Origin of the sequence: Actinokineospora sp., from assembly GCF_050699995.1 — a bacterium.
Lineage (GTDB): Bacteria > Actinomycetota > Actinomycetes > Mycobacteriales > Pseudonocardiaceae > Actinokineospora.
In genome coordinates this window covers 1-2,746 of the sequence record NZ_JBOHGC010000599.1, presented here as the reverse complement: position 1 = coordinate 2,746, position 2,746 = coordinate 1, and the positions used below count along the sequence as shown (strand labels likewise).

The 2,746-nt window shown below is 69.3% G+C and carries 3 protein-coding genes and 1 pseudogene; all 4 read left to right on the top strand.

The genetic code is table 11. The annotated features are described in order from the left end of the window. A pseudogene (locus ACRDSQ_RS28950) lies at positions 1–215 on the top strand (MCE family protein); the annotation flags it as partial. Further along, positions 215–1,348 (top strand): MlaD family protein, encoded by a 1,134-nt coding sequence (locus tag ACRDSQ_RS28945; RefSeq protein WP_431425406.1) that lies wholly within the window; start codon positions 215–217, stop codon positions 1,346–1,348. The pseudogene ACRDSQ_RS28950 and the gene ACRDSQ_RS28945, both read left to right, overlap by 1 nt. A 39-nt stretch (positions 1,349–1,387) precedes the next feature. Then, the gene (locus tag ACRDSQ_RS28940) at positions 1,388–1,900 is read left to right on the top strand and encodes a hypothetical protein (protein ID WP_431425405.1); all 513 of its coding nucleotides are present in this window, start codon (positions 1,388–1,390) and stop codon (positions 1,898–1,900) included. Between the two features lie 10 nt (positions 1,901–1,910). Continuing rightward, on the top strand, positions 1,911–2,609 hold the full coding sequence (locus ACRDSQ_RS28935; RefSeq protein ID WP_431425404.1) for a hypothetical protein: 699 nt from the start codon (positions 1,911–1,913) through the stop codon (positions 2,607–2,609). Positions 2,610–2,746: the final 137 nt, after the last annotated feature.

The following is a 2,746-nucleotide window of genomic DNA, read 5'->3' as shown; positions in this document are numbered from 1 at the left end:
AACCCACTCTGCGCAAGCTCAACGAAGCCGGGGCCGACCTGCCCAGGGCGATGGAGATGCTGCTGACGTTCCCGTTCCCCGACTCCGCGCTCGACGCGATCAAGGGTGACTACCTCAACACGTATCTGAAGCTCGACGCGAAGGTCGGGCCGCCACCGGCGATCGCTGGCGCGCCCAGCCTTCCGCTGCCCTCCAACGAGCAGGGAGGCCGCTGATGCTGACCAGGAAAGTCCGGGTCCAAGTGGTGGCCTTCGTCCTCATCGCGCTGGTCGGCGTGAGCTACGTCGGCGCGCGCTACGCCGGTCTCGGCGGCATGTTCGGCGACTCCGGCTACACGGTCACCGTCCGGCTCGCCGACTCCGGCGGCATCTTCACCCACGCCGAGGTCACCTACCGCGGCGTCGGCATCGGCCGGGTGGGCGAGCTGCGGCTGACCGACGACGGAGTCGAGGTCGAGCTGCTGATCAAACCGGACGCGCCCTCGGTGCCCGAGGAGGTCGACGCCGTGGTGGCCAACCGATCGGCGGTCGGCGAGCAGTACATCGACCTGCGCCCGCGCCGCGACGGATCGCCCTTCCTGGCCGACGGGTCGGTCATCCAGCAGCGCAACACGACGCTGCCGCTGCCCACCGAGACGCTGCTGCTCAACCTGGACAAGCTGGTCACCTCGGTGCCCACCGACGACCTGCGCAACGTGGTCGACGAACTCTACGACGCGACCCTGGAGACCGGCCCGCACCTGCAGGCCCTGCTCGACTCGGTGGCGAGTTTCACCGACAAGGCCGTCACCCACCTGCCGCAGACCACCGCGCTCATCACCGACGCCGGGGTCATGCTGACCCGGCAGGTGGAGAACGGGGAGTCGATCAAATCCTTCAGCGTCAACATGAAGCTGATCGCCGAGCAGCTCAAGGCCTCCGATGGCGACATCCGCACCCTGCTGGGCTCCGCGCCCGCCGTCGCGCTCGAGGTCAGTGAGCTGATCAAGGAGATCGGCGGGGCGACCGGGATTCTGCTGGCGAACCTGCTGACCACGGCGAACGTGCTGCAGACCCGGCAGGGCAACCTCGAGCAGCTGCTGGTGATCACCCCGCAGGCGGTCGCCGCCGGCCGCCAGGTGATCCGGTCCGACGGTGCCCACTTCGGCCTCGCGTCGACGTTCTTCGCGCCGCTGCCCTGCGTCACCGGGTACGGCACCAAGTACCGCAACGGGTTGGACACCGGTCCCGCCCAGTTCAACACCCAGGCCCGCTGCGCGCTGGCGGCCGGCACCGGTGTCGGCGTGCGCGGCTCGCAGAACGCCCCCGGCTCGGGCGCTGTGCCGCCCGCGGCCAAGCCCGGCGGCTGAGAAGTCCTTTTCGGACAGTCCAGAAGAGAGTGAGGCGAGATGGCGTCGACCACGATCCTTCGCCGCGTCGGTGTCAGCGCGGTCGTCCTGGCCACGGCGTTTGCCGCGTGGGGCGGGTTCTCCTACCGGCAGGCGACGACGTCGGACACGATCGCCGCCGCGGCCGCCCGTGACGACGTCCTGACCGCGGGCCGGACCGCCGTGGCGACGATGACGTCACTGGACTACCGCACCGTCGACGCCGGCCTGGCCCGCTGGCTCGGCACGTCGACCGGCGCGCTTCACGAGGAGTTGAAGGCGTCGCTCGAGGGCAGCAAACAGCAGATCGAGCAGGCCAAGGCGACCACCACCGGGACAGTGCTCGACCTGGCCGTGACCGAACTCGATGAGCCCCGCGGCACGGCGAAACTCATCGCCGCCGTGGAGATCGTCGTTCAGCCCGAGACCGGGGAGCCCGCCACCAAGCGCAACCGCTTCCAGGCCGAACTGGTCCGGACACCCGCCGGGTGGAAGGTGGGCGGCCTCGCCCAGGTCCCGTACATCCCGGTGTGAGAGGACTTTCATGCGTACCGACCGCAAAACCCACCCGAACCGTCGCAGGCCCGTGGTCGCGGGCGCCCGCAGGCGCGGCGGCACGGCGATCGCCACACCGGACCTCGGGGTCGATGAGGACCTGGTGGACTCGGATGCCGAGCCTGAGGTCGCCGTTGTCACCGAACCGGTCGAGGACGAGCCCGTCTCGGATGCCGAACCCCCGGCTCCCGCCAAGCGCTTGTCGGTGGTGCTGATCGTCGTCGCGCTGGTGATCGCCGCCGCCGGAACCTGGCTGACGATCGCGGCCGCCTCGCATCGGGCGCGGGCCGAGGCCAACACCGCCGTCGTGGACAACTCGACCACCGCCCAGGTGATCGGACAGGTCAACGAGGCGCTGGAGCAGATCTTCTCCTACAAGTTCGACGACACCGCCTCGACCGAGAAGGCGGCGGCGGAAGTGCTGGTGGGAGCGGCGAAGGACCAGTACGCGAAGCTGTTCGAGCAGGTACGGCAGCAGGCCCCGGAGCAGAAGCTGGTGCTGCGGTCGAAGGTCGCGCTGTCGGGAGTGACGATGCTGTCGGGCGACAACGCGACCCTGCTGGTGTTCGTCGACCAGAGCGCGACCCGCGGCGACACCAACGCCGGATCGTCCGGCGCCGCGCAGCTCCGCGTGTCCGCACAGCGAACCGACGGCCGTTGGCGCATCACCGAGCTGCACACCGTCTGAGAAACCCCGTCCCAACTGGCCGGACCACCACGTTCGCGAGTCCCCTCCTCACGACAATGAGTTCCCACCTCACGACAATGAGTTCTCAATTCGCAGCACGGCGAGCACATTCGGATCAGCAGCGAACTGCGCCTGGA

What these genes read in the sequence shown, in the direction of transcription:
- ACRDSQ_RS28945 (WP_431425406.1), top strand. Translation starts at nt 215, where the DNA reads ATGCTGACCAGGAAAGTCCGGGTCCAAGTGGTGGCCTTCGTCCTCATC.
- ACRDSQ_RS28940 (WP_431425405.1), top strand. Translation starts at nt 1,388, where the DNA reads ATGGCGTCGACCACGATCCTTCGCCGCGTCGGTGTCAGCGCGGTCGTC.
- ACRDSQ_RS28935 (WP_431425404.1), top strand. Translation starts at nt 1,911, where the DNA reads ATGCGTACCGACCGCAAAACCCACCCGAACCGTCGCAGGCCCGTGGTC.